The organism is Hydrocarboniphaga sp., assembly GCF_028291725.1.
Lineage (GTDB): Bacteria > Pseudomonadota > Gammaproteobacteria > Nevskiales > Nevskiaceae > Hydrocarboniphaga.
This window is the reverse complement of record NZ_JAQGNT010000105.1, coordinates 1-21,589: the sequence shown is the minus strand read 5'-3', so window position 1 is coordinate 21,589 and position 21,589 is coordinate 1. Positions and strand designations below refer to the sequence as shown.

The following is a 21,589-nucleotide window of genomic DNA, read 5'->3' as shown; positions in this document are numbered from 1 at the left end:
GCAATGACGGTTAACCCGGATCAGATTGACGACATGCCTGTGGTCTCGCGTGTCCAGGACTTCGATGCGCGGTCGGGCAACATTCTGGAGCGGGTGATCTTCAATCACCGCGTCGCGCTCATGGTGGTCTGCGCACTGCTCACGGTCATGCTGGGCTCGGAGGCGACCCGGCTCACGATCAATGCGAGCTTCGAGAAGATGATTCCGCAGTCGCACGAGTTCATCCAGAATTACCAGAAAGAGAAGAACTCGCTGCGCGGGCTGGGCAACTCGGTGCGCATCGTCGTCGAGAATCAGACCGGCGACATCTACGACCCCAAGTACCTGTCGACACTTCGCGAAATCAACGACAAGGTGTTTCTGATCGAAGGTGTCGACCGCTCCTTCATGAAGTCGCTGTGGATGCCGGCGGTGCGCTGGACCGAGATCACCGAGGAAGGCTATAGCGGCGGCGCGGTGATGCCGGACGGCTTCGATGGGTCGGAAAAATGGATCGACGAGCTACGCCACAACGTGCAGCGCGCGGGTATCGTCGGCTCCCTGGTATCCAACGATCAGAAGAGCAGCATGTTGTTCGTACCCCTGCTCGAGACGGACTCCAAAGGCGCTCCGCTCGATTACAAGGCGTTCCGCGACAGCGTGGAGAAAATCGCAGTGGAGTTCGAGCCGCGTGGCGTCAAGCTGCATACCATCGGCTTCGCCAAGCTCGCAGGCGATCTGATCACGGGTCTCATCGAGGTTCTGGGTTACTTCGCCGTCGCGGCGGTGATCGTCTCGCTGATCATCTTCGCTTACACGCGCTGCATCCGCAGCACCGTCATCGTCATCGTCTGCTCGCTGATCGCGGTGGTCTGGCAGCTCGGCCTGATGCAGATGCTGGGGTTCGTCATCGACCCATTCTCGGTACTGGTGCCGTTTCTGATCTTTGCCATCGGCGTGAGCCACGGCGCGCAGAAAATGAACGGCATCACCCAGGACGTCCGTCTGGGCACGCACCGCTACGTGGCCGCACGCTATACCTTTCGCCGGCTTTTCCTGGCCGGGCTCACTGCACTGCTCGCCGATGCTGTCGGCTTTGCGGTACTGGCCGTGGTCGATATTCCGGTGATCCGCGATCTGGCGATCGAAGCCAGTATCGGCGTGGCCGTGCTGATCTTTACCAACCTGATCCTGCTCCCGGTGCTGTTGTCGTATGTCGGCGTGAGTCCGGGCTCGGCTGCGCGTGGCGGTCGGAGAACCTCCGGCGAGCACCCCGTGCTTTCTGCCTTCGGGCACTTTACGGATCCGAAAGTTGCCGTGGGTGTACTCGCCGTGACCTTGCTGATCACCGTCGCCGGATTCGTGATCTCGCAGAGGCTCAAGGTCGGCGATCTCGACCCCGGAGCACCGGAACTGCGCCCGGATTCGCCCTACAACCGACAGAATGCCTACATCACCTCACACTACCAGTTGTCGAGCGATCAGTTTGCGGTGATCGTGAAGGCGCCACCCAGCGGCCTGCTCAATTTCGAAGCGTTGACCGAGATGGACCGCCTGGAGGAATTGCTACGTGACCTGCCGGGCGTGCAGACCACAGCGTCGGCCGCAAGCCAGGGCCGGGCGCTGACAGCCAGCGGCTTCGAAGGATCGCCGAAGTGGATCACCCTCAATCGAGATCCTTTCGTCATTTCCGATGCACTGGACCACGTTTACACATCAAGCCCCGAGCTGATCAACGATGACCGCTCGGTGGCGCCGATCATTGCGTTTCTAAGCGATCACAAGGCCGATACGCTTGAGCGTGTGGTGGACACCGTGCAGCGCTTCGCCTTGGAACACAGCACGCCGGCGCACCAGTTTCTGCTGGCTGCGGGTAACTCCGGCATCGACGCCGCAACCAACATCGCAGTCGAGAAAGCCAATCACAAGATGCTTTTCTACGTGTATGCCGCGGTCATCGTGCTTTGCTACATCACGTTCCGTAGCTGGCGTGCGGTTGTGGTCGCGGTCGTTCCGCTGGTGGTGACATCGATCCTTGCCGAGGCACTCATGGTGGCGCTCGGTATCGGAGTCAAAGTGGCGACACTTCCGGTGATCGCCTTGGGCGTGGGTATCGGCGTGGATTATTCGCTCTACCTGCTGACCGTGTATCTGGCCTACATGCGCCAGGGAATGTCGGTACGACAGGCCTATACGCGCTCCCTCATGTTCACAGGAAAGGTGGTCGCACTGATCGGTGTCACGTTGGCCGCGGCCGTTGCCACCTGGGCGTGGTCGCCGATCAAGTTCCAGGCGAACATGGGCGTGTTGCTGTCCTTCATGTTCTTATGGAACATGGTGGGCGCGCTCGTGATCGTTCCTGCGTTGGCAACCTTCCTACTACGGCCCAAGGCGGTTGGTGAGCACGTTAAAGCTGCGACTTTCGATACGGGTGCCAGTAGTCCGAAACTCTGACGACAGCTTCTGCATCAAGTGCCCGTAGGCACAACCGCGAAATCATAAGCGACTACGGAGCGCGTCGGCGATCGGCAAACCAGATTAAGCCAGATGACTGGATCCGGGCTCCGTTGCAGCGGGACATGTTCTTCCTACTTCAGTAACAGCGCCGAGATGAATAGCCGATATAACATCCACCAGATCTTTCATTCGCTTACTTTCCGATCAACTGTCCAGAAAATGGACGAGCATCCATAGCCCTCAAATGGTCAGAGTTGGCCTCTTACTTGAGCTCTACCGTCCAACCCGAAGTGTTTGAATCTATGCGATTACCGATGAACGACCCGATAGGATGTCCGTTCACCGTAATGTCGATCGGAACGAATCGACTGATCAAGCTGACATTGGAGCAGAAGTGCTCGGACGGCCGGCTCGTGCGAAAACTGCCGCCACCGGCCAACGCCATCGGTAGCAGAATTTGATCGGCCAGATGCTCGCCAACCACGACTCCCTGATCGATGTAAGCGCGAGCCGCGCTGCAGGCGCGTTCGGCAACCGCCTCCGACGTGACGCCACGCGCTCCAAAGCTCGTGATCACTTCGCTCACGTTCTCGGATTCGATGGTGATCATCAGCACATTGCCCGGTCCGACTGCGGGCCGGATCGACCGATGTTCGAGAGCTTCGGAACCCAGCCCCAGCCGCTGCGCAACCACAGCCAGTTCCCTGTCCGCGACGGTGCCGGGCACGGCGGAAATCAGCGCCTGCGCTTTCACCGACTTCAACGCGCCACGGTCCGCCAGCGTAATCGGCACCAAGGTGCCGGGAGCAATGTCGACCCGCAATGAGCCGCCGCCGGCCGGATAGAAGCCATAGCGCTCCAGCTTGAGTTCGACGTGTGCGCCCATCTTCCGGAGCACGGGGATGAATGCACGGGTCAGGAAGTCCACGGACGGCGCCATCGGGTTGTGCGTGCCGCCCTCAAGGTGAAGCGTCGAAGGCGAGTTTGCGCGCAGCAGCGCCGGCAACACCGTCTGCAGCACGAGCGTGGTTGATCCCGCGGTTCCGATGGGAAAGCGGTAGTCGCCAGCGCGCACAGGGCCGGGAACGAATTCCAACTGTAGAGAGCCCGGATTCGCACCACGAACCTCCGCGCCAGAGATGGCAGCAGCCGCTTCAACGGCAGTCAGATGCTGACGCATCAATCCCGGCTTCGGACGGCCGGTACGAATTCCCGTCATGCGAAACGGCGTGCCCGTGCAGATGCTCAGCGTCAGCGCCGTGCGCAGCAGCTGACCACCTCCTTCCGCCCCATTGAGTTCCAACATGAGATTTCTCGTTTTATAAAGGCGGCGTGAGGACCTCCCCACGCCGCATGGCTAACCCTTCACACAAACCACCTGCCGCAAGGTGTGGACGATCTCGACCAGATCGCTCTGCGCCTTCATCACCGCGTCGATCGACTTGTACGCGGCCGGCGATTCGTCGACCACATCGCCGTCCTTGCGACATTCCACGTGCGCGGTCGCTGCACGATGATCTTCGACCGTGATGCGCTTGCGTGCCTCGGTACGGCTCATCACGCGGCCGGCGCCGTGGCTGCAGCTGTGGAAGCTCTCCTCGTTGCCGAGGCCGCGCACGATGAAGCTCTTCGCCCCCATGCTGCCGGGGATGATGCCGAGTTCGCCCTTGCGCGCACTCACTGCGCCCTTACGGGTCACGAGGACTTCCTTGCCGTAGTGCGTCTCACGGTTCACGTAATTGTGGTGACAGTTCACCGCCTCGGCCGAGGCCTCGAACGGCTTGGCGATCACGCCGCGCGCGGCCTCGACGACGTTGCGCATCATGATCGCGCGGTTGGTCCGCGCGAAGCGCTGCGCCCAGTCGACCGCGAACACATAGTCGCCGAAGTGCTCGCTGCCTTCCGGCAGATACGCGAGGTCCTTGTCCGGCAGGTTGATCATCCAACGCCGCATGTCTTCCTTGGCCAGCTCGATGAAGGTAGAGCCGATCGCATTGCCGACGCCACGCGAACCCGAGTGCAGCATGAACCACACGCGATCCTCTTCATCGAGGCAGACCTCGACGAAGTGATTGCCGGTACCCAGCGTGCCGAGATGGTTCAAGTTGTTGGTCTTGGCCAGCTTCGGATACTTGTCGGTGATCAGCTTGAAGTCGTCGACCAGTTGCGACCAGCCGGACTCGGCAGCCTCGGGCGGCGTATTCCAGGCGCCCTTGTCGCGGCCGCTGCGGGTCGAGCTGCGGCCATGCGGCACCGCCTTCTCGATCGCTGAACGCAGGCCGGCCAGGTTGTCGGGCAGATCGCTCGCGACCAGCGTCGTCCGCGCCGCGATCATGCCGCAGCCGATGTCCACGCCCACCGCAGCCGGCACGATCGCGCCGATGGTCGGGATCACTGAGCCCACGGTCGCGCCCTTGCCGAGATGCACGTCCGGCATCACCGAAATCCAGCCGTGCACGAACGGCAGCTTGGACATGTTGACGAGCTGCTCGCGCGCCTGGTCTTCCAACGGCACGCCATTGGTCCAGAGCTTGATCGGCACGCCGCCCGGCTCGTTGATGACGTTGTAGTTCGGCTTGCTCATTTGAGTCTCTCCGGCCGGCCCTGATGCCAGCTCTCTGCATGAAAAAGATGCGGCGACAATCGGTGATGAAACGTCCTGCTCTATCCGCTGAGCTACGGTCCCCCAGTATTGGGACCGGCGGGACTCGAACCCGCGACCTGGAAGTTAAGAACTTGTAGTTCCATCGGCATTCGCCGCGTACAACGTGAAGTCTTGTGAATCTCCAACCAATAGGTGCGGCGACAACAGTGATGAAACCTGCCCACCATTGCTCTACCAGCTGAGCTACAGCTCCGGTGATCTGGAGCTGGCGGGGTTCGAACCCGCGACACATGTAGTTCCATCGGCATTCGCCGCGGTGAAATCGACTCTTTCCAACATCCAATAAATAGGTGCAGCGACGAAGGTGATGAAACACTTGCCACGCCGCCGAAGCGGTTTTGATCCAAGGATTTGAACCCATTCGCCCGAAGGCTTACCCATGTATTTCCATCGGCATTCGCTGCGGTACAACTCGAACTCTCTGCACCCCACTTCTAGCGGGGCTCAACAAAAAAGTGCAACGGCAAGAGTTGATGAAACACCTGCATCACCACCGAAGCGGATCTGCAGCCGGGATTCGAACCCCGTCGCCCGAAGGCTTTATCCAATGTAGTGTCATCCGCATTCGTTGCGGTACAACGTAAATCCTGAGGCAGCCCGCTCCCCGGCGGGCTCTCCCGCCGGGGACCTGCTTACTGAAGCGTCATCGCCTCGATGCGCTCAGCCCAACCTTCGCCACCGTTTTCCCCGGCGAAGTCCTGCATCACCGCAAACACCGCGTCATTGAAGCCGCCAACGTGCAGGATGTCCTGCCGCTGCAGCGTCTGGCTGCTCAGGTTCGGCTGAAGGTCGATGCACACCATCTTTGCCTTCGGGCACCGCGCCTTGATCGCCGACCACTGCCGCATCGTCTCCGTGCCACCGGCGACCCGGCTGTCGATCCAGCTCTGGTTGTCCGACACGACGACCAGCACATCGACCTTCGCCTTCTCCTGGTTCAGTAGCGCCAGCGGTGCACTCACTGTCGTGCCGCCACCCACCATCGCCGCCAGCTGCCCGGCCTGCGTCATCACCGTGTCGCGGGCATTCAAGCGAATGCTTCGCACGGCCTCGGCAAACGGAACGATCCGCGCCGACGGGTTGCTGCGCTTGAGGCAGGCAGCAATCAACGCCGCCACCTGCACACAGCTCACCACGCTCGTCGAACCACGCCGCACACCCGTTACCGGCGATGCCATCGAACCCGATACGTCCACTGCCACCACGATCTCGCCTTCCAGCTTCGGCACGTTGCGGGTGGCGATTTCCATCGCGTCCTGCAGCGCATCGGTGATCGCCTGCGGCATGCCGTCACCGGCCGCCCGGTACGCCGTCATCAACTGGTACGGGAACACCCGAGCCCGGGCGATCTCGCTTGCATCCTTCAGCCGCTTCGTCACCACACCGACCATCTCGGCATCCTCGAACACACCATGACGGCTGAACGTGTTGAGGTTCATCCGCGTGGTCTGCCACGAGGCGCGCCGCGCAATCTGCTTCCAGTGCTCACCGGTCAGGCTCAGCGCCGTCAGGTACTGGAACGGTAGTTCCGGCACCTCGGCACCCGGCGAGCGCTTAAAGGCCTCGAACGACTGCACCAGCTCCGGCAGCGACTCCTCGGCGTACGGCTTGCCAATCAGCCAGGCATACAGCGCCTCGCGCACCTTGTCCTGCGGCTTCGGGTGCACCATCCGCACGATGTCCGCAAGCGACGGCTTGTCGCCGATCGCCGCTGACAGGATCCGTTCAACACTCGCCTGCTCCAGCCATTGCTGCACCAGCCGCTTCGGACGCGAGCCCAGCGACTTCCGACCGGTCACGCCGCTGCGCACGATCTGCACGAAGTTGCGGAGCATCCGGCCGTTGTCGATCACACGGCCGAAAGCCTGCTCGCAGCGTTCGCCGTCACGGGATGCCAGCACTGCCATCAGTAGAGCCGGCATGTCCTTCATGTGGGCCTGACGACGGGCGTACAGCGCCGTCTTCATCACGAACTCCGGCGACACCTTCGCGCACAACGCCAGCACTTCGGCCAACTGCGTTTCGGTGCCGGCGTAGAACGTGCCGTTGAGGCAACCGGTGGCGGCGTACAGCGCGAACGCCGCTTCCGGCTCGCGGCTGTAGGCCGCGCCGCCGACTTCGTTGATCGCCGTTGCCGGCGGTACCAGCCGGCCGGCGATGCTCTTGAACAGTTCGATGTTGGCCATGTTGCGTTCTCCTTCAGATGGAGCTGATAGAGCAACGGCGGTGCCAAGTATCGATTTTAACATCAAGTTACTGATTTAGATATTATTTATACTTATATGGCGTCATATTCAGATACCTACTGTTCCATATATACGATATATTAGTATCGCTATTTATCTTAACGAATCGCATGAAACCCAGCGTCATCATCGGCTTCATCGGCACCCAGCTCGACGGCGGCGACGGCCCCAAGCGCTGGGAACGCTGGCGCCCGACGGTTGCCCTGGGCATGCAGGAAGGCTTCGTCGCCAACCGTCTTGAGTTACTGGTGGACCTGCGGCGCTCGAAGAAGCTTGCCGAGCTGATGGTGGCGGACCTGGCGCAGATTTCACCCGAGACCGAAGTGCGGTTGCACGACACCTATGTGCAGAACCCCTGGGACTTCGAATCGATGTACGGGGTGCTTCATGACTTCTGTGCCAAGCAGGCTTTCGATCCCGACCGTGAGGATTACTACGCCCACATCACCACCGGCACACACGTCGCCCAGATCTGCCTGTTTCTGTTGACCGAGAGCCGCCACCTGCCGGGGCGCCTGCTGCAGACCTCGCCACCGTCGAAGAAGGACCAGGGCGTGGCCGGCAGCATCGCGATCATCGATCTGGACCTGTCGAAGTATGACCGCATCGCGCAGCGTTTCGAGGCGGAGAAACAGGAGGACCGCTCGTTTCTGAAGAGCGGCATCGCGACACGCAACGCACCGTTCAACGCGATGATCGCGGAAGTCGAAACGGTGGCGATCCGATCCACGGCACCAATCCTGCTGATGGGCCCGACCGGTGCCGGCAAAAGCCAGCTCGCTCGGCGCGTATTCGAGCTCAAGAAGCAGCGTGCCGCAGTGTCCGGTCTGTTCGTGGAGGTGAACTGCGCGACGCTGCGCGGCGACGGTGCAATGAGTACGCTGTTCGGTCATCGCAAAGGCGCCTTCACCGGAGCCGTCGCTGACCGCCACGGCCTGCTGCGAACCGCAGACAAGGGTGTGCTGTTTCTTGACGAGATCGGCGAACTGGGCGCCGACGAACAGGCGATGCTGCTGCGCGCGGTGGAAGAGAAGCGCTTTCTTCCCGTCGGCAGCGATCGTGAAGTGTCGAGCGACTTTCAGCTGATCGCCGGCACCAACCGTGATCTCGGGCAGCAGATCCGGTCCGGGCATTTCCGCGACGATCTGTATGCCCGACTCAATCTGTGGACCTTCCGTTTGCCGAGCCTGGCGGAGCGTCGGGAAGACATCGAACCCAACCTCGACTACGAGCTGTCCCGGTTCGAGCAGGCTCAACATCAGCGTGTGCGGTTCAATGTCGAGGCGCGCGAGCGCTACCTGAAGTTCGCGATGTCGGCCGACGCTCTATGGAGCGGTAATTTCCGCGATCTCAGCGCGTCAATATCCCGAATGGCGACGCTGGCCTCTGCTGGTCGCATCCAGGTCGAAGGTGTCGATGCGGAAATCCGTCGGCTGCGGCAGTTGTGGTCGGCAGGAACGGGCGCCGAGGTGTCGCCTCTCTTTGAACTGTTGGGCGATCGGCTCGATGAAGTCGATATTTTCGACCGGGCTCAGCTCCTGGAAGTGGTCGCCGTCTGCCGGCGCAGCCGCAACCTGTCAGAAGCGGGACGCACCCTGTTTTCCGCTTCCCGACAGAAGCGATCGTCGACAAATGATTCGGACCGGCTCCGCAAATACTTGGCCAAATTCGAGTTGAGCTGGGACGATGTCGGCCCATAGCCGTCAAGCTGAAATACCTGCGCAGCAGTGAACGCCATGACCGACGCCACCATTGAGCCAGCCACCCTGGAAGACCTGCCCGCGACCGTCGTGTCGCGGATTCGGGAACGCCTGACTCAGCTCGAACAGACTCACCGCGTGAAAGTGCTGCACGCCATCGAATCAGGATCAAGAGCCTGGGGCTTCGCCAGCCCCGATTCGGATTACGACGGACGCTTCATCTACGTCAACGAGCCAGACTGGTACTTCTCCGTAAACGAGGCTCGCGACGTGATCGAGACGCCGATCGAAGACGAAGGCGGGGTCGTGTTCGACGTCAACGGCTGGGATCTGCGCAAGGCGCTGCGCCTGCTCGCGAAGAGCAATCCGGTCCTGATCGAATGGCTGCAGTCGCCGATCGTCTACGCCGCCATGCCGCAGTTCGCGGCAGAGATGCTGGAACTGGCAAGGCAGTTCCACTCTCCAAAGGCCGCGCACTACCACTACTTCCACATGGCCCGGAAGAACTTCCGCGAACACCTCTGCGGCGAGCGCGTGCGCCTGAAGAAGTATTTCTACGTGATCCGCCCGGTCCTGGCATGCCTATGGATAGAACGCGGAATGGGCATCCCGCCGATGACGCTGACGGCCCTGCTTGATGGTGTTCTGCCGCAGGGAGTCGTTCGCGATGACATTCTCAGACTGCGCCTGGAGAAAATCCGCACACCCGAGTTCGGCGAGGGGCCGCCTCTGCCCGCCATCCAGTCCTTTTTGAGCGCAGAAATCGAACGTCTATCCGCGATCGCCGTGCCTGGGCAGGTTCCAACGGAAATCAGCGCACTCGACCGATTCCTTCGAAAATGGGCTCGCGCCAACGGCTAGTCGGAACCTGCGATGCCGTGCTTCGTATGTCATCTGCCTGCACAGGCAGGGTCGGAATCGGCGTGCAAGACCTCGAGTTCCACGCGCTCGGGTAGATGTTCGGGCAGACGAAGATTCCACACCAGGCCGACATGCGCCAGTAGTTGCAGCGCCCACCAGCCTGAATCCCATTCGCCCTGAAAAAGCCCGAGTCGCGCCGAACCCGGGTAGGCATGATGGTTGTTGTGCCAGCACTCGCCCATGGTCAGTAGTGAAGTGAGCCGCACGTTGCGGCCCTGTACGGCTGCACCACGGATTTCGAAGTGCATGCCACCGTGATTGTGGGCAAGGTACCCAATAAGCCAGTGGCCAACGACGCCAGCGGTTACGCGGGCGCAAACGCCCCAGAACACAAAGCCCCAGCCGCCCCAGGCGAAGAACAGGATCGCCCATGGCAGTTGCTGCGCCATCCAGGTTCGTTGGAGAAAGACCAGGAACGGGTCTTGCGCGAGTCGCGGTTCGATGTGCAGCGCGGGTGGGTTTCGCAAGCGTAGCTTGCAGTGCAGCTGCCACCAGCAGTCGACCCAGAACCCGCAGCCGTGACGAAGACAGGGATGACACATCGGCAGGCGCTGCGCGTAGTCACGCAGTTCGTGCTCGCGCATAAGCCCCAGCGGGCCCGCGAGTCCGAGCAGCACGCCGCTGTAGACCATGATCCGCTCCAGCCATCGCGGACATTGGAAGCTGTCGTGGATCAGTTTTCGATGACTGCCCAGCGAGTGACCGAAGAGCAGCACCCAGGCCGTGGTCGCAAGGAACAGCGCGAACGCCGACCAGCTGAAAAACAACGCGCCGCCGACGATCGCGCCGATCGTCATCGATGACAGCCAAAGCGATTGCAGCGGCGCCCATTGCACATCGCCTTCGCAGATGCTGGAGAGATCATTCGCCTGGATGCGATGTGCAGCCTGCCATGCAGACGGCGCGGCGCTCACAGGCTTGCTCGCGTTCATGACGATGCCCCCACCGAAGCAAGACGCCGCCGACGCTGTATCCGACGCTCGCTCCAGCCACTCAGGGCCGGCGCAATGACGAGGTCGTAACTGCAATCGGCGATCGCGTGAATGAACGGCTGCGCAAGCAATTTGGCTAGACGCGGATAGATGCCCGGCAGGCAGCGCCAGATCAAGATCGCACCGTCGATGCCGCTGCAGAGCTTCCCATCGCCAGATTCAACAAACAATCGGCGCCGCAGGTCGCGCTCGGTCAAACCATAGCGCGGCAAGCCACCATATGTTTTCGCAATCGATCTGAAGCGCATTGCGCCGTGATGCCGCTTGTTCAGCTCACAGTAGCGCCCCATCTCCGAGCGGCAGACCGGGCAATCTTGGTTGACGTAGACGGCGAGTGCTTGCTCTCTGGCGGCGTGACTCGCAAACGAATGTCTCAAGGCATCTTCGATTCGCGCCCAACGGAACTCGAAGCCGCTGTCCATGGCACGCTGAGGCAGCACTCGCTGGCTGACCAGAAAGAGTTCCGCCATGTCGCCCGCGAGTCTGCGCAGCGGCCACTCCGGCATGCGCATCAGCGTCGGCCGGTGCAAGGTTTCCCCGAGCGCCAGCGTGAATTCACGCTGCGTCACGGCATGCGGGGATACCGCATTGATGGGGCCGCTCAGAGTCGGCGTCGATATCGCGTGCTCGAACAAGGCAACCAGGTCATCGATATGAATCCAGGATTGCCACTGACGGCCGGAACCCAGCACCATGCCGCCGCCCATTCGTGTCGCCAGTGCGAGTGATTTCAGCACGCCGCCGTGGGCACCCAGCACGAGGCCAATGCGCATTCGGCAGATACGCAAGCCCGGCCGGGCCGCGGTCATCGCTGCGTCTTCCCACTTCCAGCAGAGTTCGGAGAGAAAGCCTTCGCCCGCTGTGCTCTTCTCGCTCAGGACTTCGTCGCCGCGCTCACCGTACCAGCCGATTGCCGATGCGCTGACGAGCACCTTCGGCGTCGTCCGCAGACGTCCGATCAGACCCGCGATCCGGCGCGTCGTACCGACGCGGCTGTCGATGAAGCGCTGTTTGCGTTTTCGGGTCCACAGCCCTAGACCGATCAGCGGCTCGCCCGCCAAATTCACGATCGTATCGATGCAGCGATCGTCATCGATTTCGCGCAGATCGCCGGTCACTTCGACCAGCGGGCCGAAGCGGTCGCGGGCCCTGGCAACATTGCGCGTCAACACGATCACCTGATCGCCGCGCTCGACCAGCCGCCGCACCAGCGAACGGCCGATGAAGCCGGTCGCACCGGTGACCAGCACCATGCTCGGCGCGTTGGAGTCCCCCGCACGCATCGGCATCCGCTGCCACTCCGGCACCGCCAGACGTGCCACTGCGAACAGATCGCGCATGCCCCAGGCGAACACACCGATACCGAAGGCCGTCAGCAGCCAGGACCCGATTCCGTAGTCGGCAGCGGCAAAGCCGCCGGGCGCCTGCGACCAGCGCCGTAACTCCGGCGCCCAAAGCGCCAGCAAGGCGCCATAGTTCAGTGCCAGGATCGTGTGCAGCACGCGCTCGAATGCCGGCAACTTGCGGCTGCGATCTTCCTCGACGAAATCGCAGAGTGTAATCAGCATCTCTGCTGCCAGAATCGCGATCAGCACGAACGTCCAGGCGCCTTCCCATCGCCACCATGCCACGCTGATAAAGATCAGGGCATAGAGCAGTTCGCGAGCGGTATGCAGCGCGAGTTCCCGGCGCGCCGTCGGCTGATGCGGCAGATCGGCCTGGAGTTCGTGATGCCAGAGATTGTCGAAGGCACCGAGCAAGCATTGAATCGTGAACATCGTCAGCACAGCGGTCATGGCTGCACTCCTTCTGTCAGGGTTTTGGGTTGGGTTTCGCGTTCGAAAGCGCCGTTTTGATCGAACAACAGGCCGAACAGCGGGTGATGGATCGTCATGCTGAAGCGGAAGCGCCCAGCACCGAGATCCTCATGAATCACGTGCGCTGTGCCCGGGCTCAGCAGCGCTGGTAAACGAAACTCGCGCCTGCCTACTCGCCAGAAGTAGCTCAGGCTGAGGAAATGCAGCGCTCGATTAGCTTCGAAGACCGCGAGCCGCATGCCGAGCCCGAACCCAACGCACTCGAGCAAGGCGCCGTCGTCGCCAACGCGCTTGGTCGAACGCACGGTCGCTGCCGGACGATCGAGGTAGCGGTACTCACGTTCCCAGATCACGCCGCCGCTGGGTTCATGGCGCAGCGTGATCGCGACGGGAACGTCGGCAGCGCGGTAGGGCGCGAACGGCGTGCCGATCAGGCGACAGCACTGCGCCAGAACCGCGCCGATAGGTGAGCCGCCGACCTGCCGCATCACGCCGAGATAACGGATCGGCTGCCGTACCGTCGGCTTTTCGGTGAAGCGCTGCCGGATGTCGGGCGCGAGTCTCCGCCATCCCTCGGGGCCGACGAGATGCTCGAAGTCGACATCGGCGGGCGATAGGACTTGCCGGGCCGCCGAGAATGTGGATGTTGGCGGGATCAGGGGTTGAACGGGAATTCGCGAGGTGGCTTGGAGAACCATGTGTGAGCTTCTTTCGGGGGAGACAGCTCTTTGGTCTCAATTGGCGTGCCGGACCCCATATCCCTCCAATTAACTGATATTGCTTGTAATAAATTCTCATCGACTAGCTAGCATGTATCCCAAGTAGTCGATCTGCCTTGTCGGCCTGTAAACAAAGTTGATATTTTCCAGCAATGCAACCCAGCCTCGTCCACATCGCCCTCAGCTTGGCCATGGCCGAGAGCGTGGCGCTCGCCGTACTGCTGCTGCGTGTGCGGGGGGTGCCGGGTCTGGGCCTGCTGGTGACGTTTCTGTGCGGCGTCGCAGTCTGGGTACTGACCTGCGAGCTGCCGACCTGGCTGGGCGACGGCGTGAGCCGCTTAGCGTCGACGATGGTCGGCCTTTCGGCGCTGACTTCGGCCGTGTTTCTGCACTTCGTACTCGTGCTCTGTGGCAACCGGCGACCGGCTTGGCTGCTTCGCTGCATCTACGGAATCGCGGGCGCTCTGGCCTTCGCGTCCATCGCATTTCCGCCCGGTCGCTACGAGCCCTGGCAGGGTTTCGAACGCTTCTTTATCCCGGGCGTAATGGGCTGGATCGTCGGCATCGCCTGGGCTGGGCTCGCGATCGCCGGCCACTTGGTGATGGCGCGTGCCTGGTGGCGACGCATCGGCCCGCCGCGCGGGCAGCTTGTCGCCATGTGCCTGGCCAGCGGCTGGGGCGCGCTGTCCATGAGCGGTTATGCCTTTGCCCCGATGGGAATCGACCTGTATCCGTTTCCCTTGCTACTGCTGCCGCTGTACCCGCTGATCCTGGTCTACGGAATCCTGCGCTACGAGCTGATGATCGTGAACGCCTGGGCGCGCCGGGGCCTGGCCTGGGCGTTGGTCGTCGGCCTGGGCTCGGCCGCGGTCATCGGGCTCGCGGCCCTGCCGCTGCCTTTCGGCCAGCCATTGTCGGGCTGGAAGTTATGGGCGGTTGCCGTGACGACGCTGCTCGCGAGCGGCCTGCTGCTCGATCCGTTCCGAAGGCTGGCGACGCGGCTGGTGTATCCCGGATCGCATCTGCGCGAAAACGATGTGGAGCGGTGGCGCCGGACACTGGCGGTGCCGGAGAGTCAGCAGGAGCTTGCCGTGGAAGCAGCGAGCGAAATCTCGATGCAGTTGCGCATTGGCATTGACGTGATCGTCGGCGACTCAGCCGCCAGAGATACGAAGCCGACACTACGCTGCTCGGTCGAGCATGGCCGGTGGCGAACTGAACTGATCGGCTGGGACGCAGCGCCGCCTGGACCGCGCTATGTCGCACAATTGTTCGGCGCCGCGCTCGCGGATGCGGCGCAGCGATTGGAGACGGCAATGATGCTCGCACTGCGCGAGCGCGAACATCAGAAGCAGCAGCGCCTCGCTGAACTTGGCGCGCTCGCCGCGACAGTGGCCCACGACATCCGCAATCCGCTCAACATCATCGCCATGGCGGCGACCGGGGCGCCGCCTGAAGTGCGCCAGGAGATCGCCACGCAGACTGCGCGCATCTCGCAACTGGCGACCGATCTGCTGGACTACGCCAAGAGCTGGCAGATCGAAACACAGCCGCTGGCGCTGGCCGATTTCGTTCGCACCTGTGCGGCGCGCTATCCGGAAATCGCCATCGACGATCGAATCGACGCAGAATTGCAGATCGACGGCGATCCGCGTCGCCTGAGACAGGCGCTGATCAATCTCTTCGACAACGCGCGCTCGGCCACTGCTGCGGCGCAGGGCGCGATCGCAATTGATGCGCGTCGCCGCGAAGATGGCGTCATCGAGCTTGCCGTCTGCGACAACGGCAACGGGGTTGCTGCGGAAATTCGCGAAACCCTGTTCCAGCCGTTTGTCTCACGGAGCCCCGAAGGCACCGGCCTCGGCCTTGCCATCGTCGCGAAGATCATGGAGGCGCACGGCGGATCGGTGCGTCTGGCGGAGCGGTCCGGCTGGGCAACCTCATTCGTCCTCAGCTTTCCAGCGCCCGCGAGGCTTTCGCCATGAACAACCCTCCGGGCCACATCCTGCTGATCGACGATGAGCCCGCCTTTCAGCGGCTCGGCGGGGCCTGGCTGGCCGGACTCGGACACCGCGTATCGATCGCCGGCGATGCGCCCAGCGCAGCGGAGCGCTTCCGCGAGCTCAAACCCGACGTCGTCTTGCTCGACCTTGCGATACCGCCGAGCATGACGACCGATGCGGGGCTGGAACTGATACGCGGCTTTTCATCCGTCCCCGTGATCGTGATCACCGGCCACGCCGATCACGAGCTCGCGTTGAAAGCGACCGAACGCGGTGCCTGGGACTTCATCGCCAAACCCGTCGATCCCGAGCTACTTCGCATGATCGTCGGCCGTGCGATGCAGAAAGCCAAGCTGGAGCAAGAGCTGCAAGCACTCAAGACACGGGCGGGCGATGACGATCTGGGCATCGTTGGCCACTCTGCACCGATCCGGCAGTTGCGCGACCTGATCCGCCGCATCGCGCCGACGCAGCTCAGTGTCGTCATCCAGGGGCCGACCGGCACCGGCAAGGAACTCGTCGCGCGGGCGCTGCATCGCAATGGCCTGAAGCCCGCCGGGCCCATCGTCTCGGTGCACTGCGGCGCTGTGCCGGCGGACTTGCTCGAAAGCGAGCTGTTCGGACACTTGAAGGGCAGCTTCACTGGTGCGTATCGCGATCAGCCCGGACTGATCGACTCGGCCAATGGCGGAACCCTGTTTCTGGACGAGGTCGGCGAAATGCCGACGCCGATGCAGGTCAAGCTGCTGCGGTTCCTGCAGGAGGGCACGTACATGCCGGTGGGTGGTCGCGAACTGCGGCGCTCCGACGTCAGAGTGATCGCAGCTACACATCGCGATCTGCAAGCGATGGTGTCAGAAGGAAGCTTTCGCGAAGACCTGTTCTATCGCTTGAAAGGCATGGTGCTGAGAACGCCTGCGCTCGCCGAGCGGCGTGAAGATGTGCCGTTGCTTGCCGCGCTATTTCTCAAGCGCGCACTAGGCAAGCGACGCGTTCACCTGCTGCCAGAGGCAGCCGCGTGGCTAGCTGAACAACCCTGGCCCGGTAACGTGCGCGAACTGCAGTCGCTGATCGAGTGCACAGCAGCGCTCGCGCCAAGCTCTGCGGGCATAGAGACCTCTGTCGGGATTGAAGAACTCAGCTTCGCCCAGGGCACCGCGGCACCAGCCAACGGCGTTGCACTGCGCCGTGGCCTGGACGAAGCCATTGCTGCACTGGAGGTTCAGATGATTACAGCCGCGCTAGTTCAGACCGGGAACAACCGCTCCGAATCGGCGAGAATCCTGGGCATTTCCCGTGTAGGGCTGCTGAAGAAACTGGATCGCCTGGGCCTCCGACCCTGAAGATCGCTTTTATAGGCTGCATTCTCCAATCCTGTCGATGTTTACGCGTGCGATCGCCAGTCGATCGCTGCGGAAGCAGGGCTAGCTCCCAACTCGGCGCAGCCAAGCGAAGGCCCTAGACGAGGTCGATCATTTGGTCCCACCGGAACTCGCCGACGTCCTCGTTGGGATAGCCGCGCTGGTTGGTGACAACCGGAATCTCATTGACCCGTTGCGAGATCGAGTAGTGGTTGTGCCCATGGATCCAGGCACGGACGGGCGGTCGGATCAGATCGTCAAAACCATTATGAAACGCCGCGTTGCTGATCTGGCCTTCGAACATCGGGTTCATTGTGCAAAAACTCGGCGCATGGTGAGTAATGACCAGTAAGGGCTGCGTTGACGCGGTGATCTGCTTGCTCAGCCATGCCCGACTTTCATGGCAGCGCGCGACCGTGTCGCGAACACTCAGTCGTCGACCTGTTCGACGAATGGCAGAGTAGTCCGCCATGGTCACGGAGGCGTATGCAGCTGCGTCACCGGCCACGTCCGCACCCAGCAGTTGGAAGTCGGTCCACAAGGTGCATCCGAGAATCCTGTACCCGGCCAAGTCCACGAGGCCGTTCTCTAGAAAATGGACATGTGTTCCAGCGCACATGGCCCGCGCCTCGACGATCAGATCATCGAAGTCTTGGCCGTAGAACTCATGGTTGCCCAGCACGTAAACGACCGGGCGTCCCTTGATTGCCCGCTTGGCCCATTGGATCCCGGCGACTCCAGTCGCGATGTCGCCTGCCAGAACGACGAGGTCCTCGCCGACTGACGGCAAGGTCCCTGGCTTCATCTCAGTAAATTCGAGATGCAGATCACCGAAATATCGGACTCGGAGCATTTCTCAGTCTATACGTTGGGGGAACCCCGGCCGCCTTCGGCCTTAGCTTTCGACCTTGTCCCTCTTCAAGGCCACCTGCATCAAAAAGGGCTTCTCATACTTCACTGCTGAGACACCGCATACCGGAATCCCATCGAGAGGAATATCAAGTGAATACGCCGTGCCGGATGCGGCCCAGGAGTTCTTTGACCTGCGCTGTCCCCGGAATCGTCGCTCATCACGTCAATCCGGCGCCGAAAACCCAGGGCTTGCTGCTCGTTAGGGAGCCAGCGTCCGCCGCGTCTCGAGTGCCGAATATTTTCGATGCCTCCTCGACGATCTGTTTTAGCTTCTGCCTCATCGAAGGCTCAAGGCGCGGGCAACCAAGGGTTTAGCACCGATACCATCCCTTTGAAGTCACTTTCATCTCGGGTGACGACCCTCATGCCGTGATGCAGGGCCGTTGACGCAATCATGGAATCGCGCAACGGCCTGGTCTGCGGCCGACTCAAGCCGGCGTAACGGATCGCGGCAGGCAGGTCGAAATCGAGAATTCGACCCGCGAATGCCGACAGGACGAAATCGTCCATCCAGGTGCGCAGCGCAGCGAACTGGTTCGGATCGCGACCTTTGACACCCTGAATGCCGTGCTCCAGTTCCATGACGGTAACGACCGATAGGTAGAGAGCGGACGACGGCACCGACCGAGCCCAGGCCGCGACATTCGGATCGGCGCGCCCGGATCGGGCTTTGCGCAATTCTGAGACGACGTTGGTGTCGAGCAGGAACACTTAATCGAACTCGGCCGGACGCGACAGCTCCCGACTTTTCGGCGGCAGATCGAACGGCAGGTCTTCGATTCCGGGCATGCCGAGCAGATCGACGATATTTGCGTTGCTGCCCAGCAGCGCCTTGTAGTGCGTAATCGACATCAGCACATGGGACGGCTGGCCGCGATCGAGGATGAACACCGGCTCGGCCAGCGCGTCGCGTTTAGCGCCGGCGGTGTCCTGGTTGAATTCGCGTGCAGAAATTGCGCGCATCTGGCTTCTCCTACCTCTACAGTAACTACATCGTAGCAACATTCGGCGCGCGGGCCAACCACTCCAGCTCGACTGATCAGCGTGCTGATTCAACAGGTGACCAGAATCAAGCAGTGCGTTTACTGATGGGGACTAAATCGGGCGAGTCATTGACCGCAGCAGATCTGATCGAACGCCCTATTTTTCAACATGCGCACTGATCGTCTTCAGAATCCGAGCTAGCGCCACAAGGTCCGCAGCACGCAATTCCGAAAGAGCAGACGGTGCGTGGTCGGCAATGCTGCGCGTGCTGTCCATGACGCGCCTTCCGGCCGCGGTGATCGAGACCAGCTTGGCCCGCGCGTTATCGGGGTGCGGACGGCGCTCGACCAATCCCCGCTGCTCCAGATCATTCACAGCGACGGTGGTGGCGGGTGCATCGGTGTTCATCAGCTCGGCAAGTTCGCGCAAGCTCAACGGGGCGTCGACCAGCCGCTTGAGTGCCCGCCAGCGACTGAACGGCATGCCGGTGACTTCGCTGACCTTGCGCCGCCAGTCGCCACGGCTGTCCATGACCAGGGCCACCAGCATTTGCCAGATACGATCGGCTTCAGTGCCTGCCTTGCTGCGCCCTTTCATTTGGCGACACTCACGACCGGCGACTGCTTGCCGGCTTCCGCCGGGGAAGCATCTTCGAGAAGAAGTGCCGCACGCCGAGCGGTCGCGCGTGCCCAGCCACTGCTGGAAAGCAGGCCCAGCACAAAAACCATTGAGCCGGCGCCCAACAGGCACCACCAGAATGCATGCGTCGCGTCGGTAAAACTGGCGCCAACGGCGGCCTGCGCCCCGACGATGGTGCCGGCGAGCGCCACGCCCAATGACGCGCCCACCTGCCGGCTGGTAGACGCGACCGCCGCTGCAAGACCCGCCTGCGCTTTCGGCATGCCGGAAACGGCGGTATTGGTGATCGGAGCATTGACCGATCCAAATCCGATGCCGAAGAGGACGTAGGCCAGCATCAGGGTGCCGAGATCCGAGTCGGCGCTGAGATGCGTCAGTATCAATGCGCTAAGCCCCATGGCCCCGCCTGCGATCAACAGGGACGGCCGGGTACCGTGAGTGCCCACCAGCCGCCCGGACAGTGGCGAGCAGACGATGGTCGCCAGGGCCAAGGGCAAGGTGTAGAGGCCCGTGCGGAACGACGACAATCCGCGGACCTCCTGCAGATACAAGGCATTCAGAAACAGAAATCCCCCGAAAGCCGCAAAGCTGCAGACCGCGATGAGGGCGGCACTGCTGAAAGGCACGCTACGAAAGAAGCGCAGATCCAGCAACGGATCGCTGCGGCGCGGCTCGTAGACGATGATCGCGATCACCGCTGCCAAGGATGTCGCGAACAGGCCGATGATCGTCGCCGAAGCCCAGTGCATCCGCGGGCCTTCGATCACCGCGCAGATCAAGGACGCCAGCGCGGTAAAGACGAGCAGCTGGCCCACCGGGTCGATACGCCGTGCACGCGGCGCCTTCGATTCGGGGATGTAAAGAGCGGCCAGCGCGATGGCGGCGATACCGATCGGCAAGTTGATCCAGAAGATCGACCGCCAGCCAATGCCCTGTGTCAGAGCGCCCCCGACCGGCGGACCCAGTGCCATGGAGATGCCGGCCACGGCGCCCCAGAAACCGATCGCCCGCGCTCGCGCTTTCGGCTCGGTGAAGGTGTTGACGATGATCGACATCGCAACCGGATTGAGCATCGTGGCGCCAAGCGCTTGCAGCACTCGGCAAGCGACGAGCCAGTGAATATCGGCAGCCAGGCTGCACAGCAAGGAGCCGAGCATGAACAGGCTCATGCCGGCCTGGAAGACGCGCCGCCGCCCGAAGCGATCGGCCATGGAGCCCGCGAACATCAGCAGGCTTGCGACGACCATGGTGTAGGCGTCGATCACCCACTGCAATCCCGAGATCGATGCGTCGAGATCGCGCCGGATTGCGGGCAGGGCGACATTGACGATGGTGGCATCCATGGAAACCATCAGCAGGCTGAGGCAGCAGATCGCCAACACCAGGTTCGGCCGCACCGGCCGTGGACCGGCGGGCGATACGTTGATATTTGCATTCATACAATCATTGTATAAATACAATAGTTGTAATGCAACAACCGTATGGACCGGAAGGCTCGCCCGAAATCCTAGGGATCGAAAGGGCTGCAGCTGCTCAATTCTTAGCGATTGTTGACAGTCGGCGGGAAAATAAGCTGAAGGAGATAACGCCGCGACAGCCAAAGAAGGCGTCGTTGCGCGTCGTCACCCAACAGGCTTCGACCGGCTGATCGGTGCGAGTCTCAAGCGGCGATAGCCGGAATCCGGCCATTGAACCACGGCCGGCACCGGGGAAAGTTGATGCATCCCCAGACATCGCCACTGTCGGGCATTCGCTCGGCTGAAGAGCGGAAGAGCGGAAGAGCGGAAGAGCGGAAGAGCGTGTATGACGCGTACGCAGCTTGAGCACCTGATCCGCGCCAGCGGCGGCCAGCCGATACTCGGCGCCATACCGAATCCACTGAGCACGCTGACGCTGACGATGTCGATGTCGATGTCGATGTCGATGGAGGCGGACACCCCTCATCCCTCTCCATGAACCAGCCTCGCCTCGCAAACGACGTAGGTCGGCAATCCTTTGCCGACGTGTGCGCCCTGATCGCCTGAGCACGTCGGCAAAGGATTGCCGACCTACCTTCGTCGGGTTCATGGTCCGTGAGCAGGTCCGCAAGGAACACGGGGCTACCCAGGAACCTCCCCCTCCCCCGCGTGCGGGGGAGGGCCGGGGTGGGGGCGGAAGGCGCGGCGCTGTCGTCTCGCCCCATCCGCGTTTGGCC

General features: G+C 62.1%; 17 protein-coding genes. 6 read left to right on the top strand and 11 right to left on the bottom strand.

Translation table 11 applies throughout. From position 1 onward, the window contains the following. Positions 1-3 precede the first annotated feature (3 nt). Positions 4-2,433: an MMPL family transporter gene (locus JWQ90_RS26870; RefSeq protein WP_299698160.1), complete on the top strand. Its 2,430-nt coding sequence runs from the start codon at positions 4-6 to the stop codon at positions 2,431-2,433. A gap of 265 nt (positions 2,434-2,698) precedes the next feature. Here JWQ90_RS26870 and rtcA read toward each other — a convergent pair whose 3' ends face one another. From rtcA to JWQ90_RS26855, 3 genes are all read right to left on the bottom strand, one after another. Continuing rightward, positions 2,699-3,742, bottom strand: a complete 1,044-nt coding sequence (gene rtcA / locus JWQ90_RS26865; protein ID WP_299698159.1) for an RNA 3'-terminal phosphate cyclase — start codon at positions 3,740-3,742, stop codon at positions 2,699-2,701. Between the two features lie 51 nt (positions 3,743-3,793). Further along, complete coding sequence (locus JWQ90_RS26860) at positions 3,794-5,020, bottom strand: RtcB family protein (RefSeq protein ID WP_299698158.1); 1,227 nt, start codon at positions 5,018-5,020, stop codon at positions 3,794-3,796. Between the two features lie 713 nt (positions 5,021-5,733). After that, positions 5,734-7,287 carry a hypothetical protein gene (locus JWQ90_RS26855; RefSeq protein ID WP_299698157.1) on the bottom strand — a complete coding sequence of 518 codons (1,554 nt, stop codon included), beginning with the start codon at positions 7,285-7,287 and terminating at the stop codon, positions 5,734-5,736. A gap of 170 nt (positions 7,288-7,457) precedes the next feature. Between JWQ90_RS26855 and rtcR the strand changes: the two genes are divergently transcribed. Both rtcR and JWQ90_RS26845 read left to right on the top strand, forming a co-directional pair. Continuing rightward, positions 7,458-9,047 (top strand): RNA repair transcriptional activator RtcR, encoded by a 1,590-nt coding sequence (gene rtcR, locus JWQ90_RS26850; protein WP_299698156.1) that lies wholly within the window; start codon positions 7,458-7,460, stop codon positions 9,045-9,047. A 36-nt stretch (positions 9,048-9,083) separates the two neighbouring features. Beyond that, entirely contained in the window at positions 9,084-9,908 is an 825-nt protein-coding gene (locus JWQ90_RS26845; protein ID WP_299698155.1) for a nucleotidyltransferase domain-containing protein, read from the top strand. 29 nt (positions 9,909-9,937) lie between these two features. On the opposite strand, the gene JWQ90_RS26840 is transcribed toward JWQ90_RS26845, so the two are convergent. Genes JWQ90_RS26840 through JWQ90_RS26830 form a run of 3 tightly spaced genes read right to left on the bottom strand, consistent with a single transcriptional unit; the run spans position 9,938 to position 13,475 of the window. Beyond that, positions 9,938-10,900 (bottom strand): fatty acid desaturase, encoded by a 963-nt coding sequence (locus JWQ90_RS26840; RefSeq protein WP_299698154.1) that lies wholly within the window; start codon positions 10,898-10,900, stop codon positions 9,938-9,940. Continuing rightward, positions 10,897-12,756 (bottom strand): TIGR01777 family oxidoreductase, encoded by a 1,860-nt coding sequence (locus JWQ90_RS26835; protein ID WP_299698153.1) that lies wholly within the window; start codon positions 12,754-12,756, stop codon positions 10,897-10,899. The genes JWQ90_RS26840 and JWQ90_RS26835 overlap by 4 nt, the downstream gene beginning before the upstream one ends. Next, positions 12,753-13,475 carry a DUF4166 domain-containing protein gene (locus JWQ90_RS26830; protein ID WP_299698152.1) on the bottom strand — a complete coding sequence of 241 codons (723 nt, stop codon included), beginning with the start codon at positions 13,473-13,475 and terminating at the stop codon, positions 12,753-12,755. The genes JWQ90_RS26835 and JWQ90_RS26830 overlap by 4 nt, the downstream gene beginning before the upstream one ends. Before the next feature lie 173 nt (positions 13,476-13,648). On the opposite strand from JWQ90_RS26830, the gene JWQ90_RS26825 reads away from it, so the two are divergent. Together JWQ90_RS26825 and JWQ90_RS26820 are read left to right on the top strand one after the other, a co-directional pair. Next, the gene (locus tag JWQ90_RS26825) at positions 13,649-15,481 is read left to right on the top strand and encodes a sensor histidine kinase (RefSeq protein ID WP_299698151.1); all 1,833 of its coding nucleotides are present in this window, start codon (positions 13,649-13,651) and stop codon (positions 15,479-15,481) included. Continuing rightward, entirely contained in the window at positions 15,478-16,842 is a 1,365-nt protein-coding gene (locus JWQ90_RS26820) for a sigma-54 dependent transcriptional regulator (RefSeq protein ID WP_299698150.1), read from the top strand. Before JWQ90_RS26825 ends, JWQ90_RS26820 begins: the two co-directional genes overlap by 4 nt. 115 nt (positions 16,843-16,957) lie before the next feature. Here JWQ90_RS26820 and JWQ90_RS26815 read toward each other — a convergent pair whose 3' ends face one another. The 5 genes from JWQ90_RS26815 to JWQ90_RS26795 all read right to left on the bottom strand — a co-directional run bounded on the left by JWQ90_RS26815 (position 16,958) and on the right by JWQ90_RS26795 (position 20,834). Beyond that, on the bottom strand, positions 16,958-17,713 hold the full coding sequence (locus tag JWQ90_RS26815) for a metallophosphoesterase (protein WP_299698149.1): 756 nt from the start codon (positions 17,711-17,713) through the stop codon (positions 16,958-16,960). A 347-nt stretch (positions 17,714-18,060) separates the two neighbouring features. Continuing rightward, positions 18,061-18,483: a type II toxin-antitoxin system VapC family toxin gene (locus tag JWQ90_RS26810; RefSeq protein WP_299698148.1), complete on the bottom strand. Its 423-nt coding sequence runs from the start codon at positions 18,481-18,483 to the stop codon at positions 18,061-18,063. After that, positions 18,484-18,735 carry a type II toxin-antitoxin system Phd/YefM family antitoxin gene (locus JWQ90_RS26805; RefSeq protein ID WP_299698147.1) on the bottom strand — a complete coding sequence of 84 codons (252 nt, stop codon included), beginning with the start codon at positions 18,733-18,735 and terminating at the stop codon, positions 18,484-18,486. A gap of 177 nt (positions 18,736-18,912) precedes the next feature. Beyond that, positions 18,913-19,353 (bottom strand): MarR family transcriptional regulator, encoded by a 441-nt coding sequence (locus JWQ90_RS26800; RefSeq protein ID WP_299698146.1) that lies wholly within the window; start codon positions 19,351-19,353, stop codon positions 18,913-18,915. Further along, entirely contained in the window at positions 19,350-20,834 is a 1,485-nt protein-coding gene (locus tag JWQ90_RS26795) for an MFS transporter (RefSeq protein ID WP_366919612.1), read from the bottom strand. The genes JWQ90_RS26800 and JWQ90_RS26795 overlap by 4 nt, the downstream gene beginning before the upstream one ends. 364 nt (positions 20,835-21,198) lie before the next feature. Here JWQ90_RS26795 and JWQ90_RS26790 point away from each other — a divergent pair, with 364 nt between their 5' ends. After that, complete coding sequence (locus JWQ90_RS26790; RefSeq protein WP_299698144.1) at positions 21,199-21,351, top strand: hypothetical protein; 153 nt, start codon at positions 21,199-21,201, stop codon at positions 21,349-21,351. Positions 21,352-21,589 lie beyond the last annotated feature (238 nt).